Annotated in this window: 1 protein-coding gene; it reads left to right on the plus strand. The window is 48.4% G+C overall.

The features are described from left to right. Window positions 1–1,864, plus strand: a 1,864-nt coding sequence (locus AC1DSE_RS34775) for a discoidin domain-containing protein (protein WP_477529068.1), incomplete at both ends; no start/stop codon positions are given.

Here is a 1,864-nt window from a genome sequence, read left to right on the forward strand (position 1 = left end):
CTACTGGACCGTTTACTCCCGTTTCTGCTGCAGGTGGATCAAACCTGTCGATCGGCAAAGACATTACAGCAAGCGGCCAATCACAAACCTACAGTCCAAGCAATGTGAAAGACAGCAACCAAGGAACGTATTGGGAAAGTGCAAACAACGCATTTCCACAATGGATTCAAGTCGATCTCGGCTCCAATACTAGCATCGACCAGATTGTATTAAAGCTGCCTGCAGGCTGGGAAACCCGGACACAAACRCTTGCGGTTCAAGGCAGTGTTAATGGAACAACGTTCACGAATATTACAGCTTCTACAGGTTATGTATTTAATCCGGCGGTTGCAAGCAATTCGGTCACAATTAACTTCGCATCAACGAACACACGTTATGTTCGCTTGAATTTTACAGGCAATACGGGCTGGCCAGCGGCACAGTTATCCGAATTCGAAATTTATGGCACTGCGCTGACACCGTCACCTACTCCTACATCAACGCCTACGGGCACCTATCAGGCTGAGTCTGCTGCATTGTCCGGCGGAGCGAGCGTAAATACCGATCATACCGGCTATGCCGGCACCGGATTTGTTGACGGCTACTTAGCACAAGGTGCGACAACAACGTTTACGGTCAATGCAGCCGCGGCAGGCAGCCGCAACGTGACACTCAAGTACGCCAATGCAAGCGGAAGCACAAAAACAATAAGCATCTACGTTAACGGAACAAAAATCCGCCAAACCTCACTTCCAAACCTTGCGAACTGGGATACGTGGGGAACGAAAGCAGAGGCTCTCACTTTAAATGCAGGCTCCAATACGATTGCTTATAAATACGATGCAGGTGATTCCGGCAATGTCAATCTTGACCAAATCACGGTTGATTCAACGATCATTACGCCTACACCTTCTCCTACAGCAACGGCAACTCCTACTCCAGCGGTGACACCAACATCAACTCCTACGCCAACTGCTACGCCAACAGTGACACCAACTCCAACAGCAACGCCTACGATTCCTCCAGGTGGCAACATCGCTATTGGCAAAGCTATTAGCGCATCATCCAGCACACAAACGTTTATTGCAGCGAATGCAAACGACAATAACACCGCCACTTATTGGGAAGGCGGCAGCGCTTCGAGCACCTTAACTCTCGATCTTGGGGCGAATCATGACATTACATCCATCGTGCTGAAGCTGAATCCTTCTACAGAATGGGGCACTCGTACACAAACGATTCAAGTACTAGGTCATAACCAAAATACAACAACCTTCAGCAGCTTAGTGTCGGCACAAGCTTATACGTTTAATCCAGCTTCGGGCAATACGGTAACGATCCCGGTTACCTCGACGGTTAAACGTCTGCAGTTGAATATTACGACGAACTCCGGCGCACCTGCCGGTCAAATCGCTGAGTTTCAAGTTTACGGAACGCCTGCTCCAAACCCTGATTTGACGATTACAGGCATGTCATGGGCACCTGTCTCACCAATAGAGACAAATGAAATTACACTGAACGCAACAGTTAAAAATATCGGCAACGCCAGTGCCCCGGCGACTACAGTCAACTTCTACCTTAACAACACGCTTGCCGGCTCTGCTCCAGTAGCCGCACTAGCGGCCGGTGCTTCAGTAACGGTACCATTTAATGTTGGTGCCAAAACCGCAGCCACCTACTCAGTAAGCTCGAAGGTAGATGAGAACAATGCAATTATTGAGCAAAATGATACCAACAACAGCTATACGAATCCATCATCACTTATTGTCGCTCCTGTTGCCAGTTCCGATTTAATTGGAGCTGTATCCTGGACACCAAGTAATCCAGTTGCCAGCAATACAGTCGCTTTCAACGTTCTCCTTAACAATCAGGGAAACATTTCTTC

It is taken from the genome of Paenibacillus sp. 01L418 (assembly GCF_056400045.1).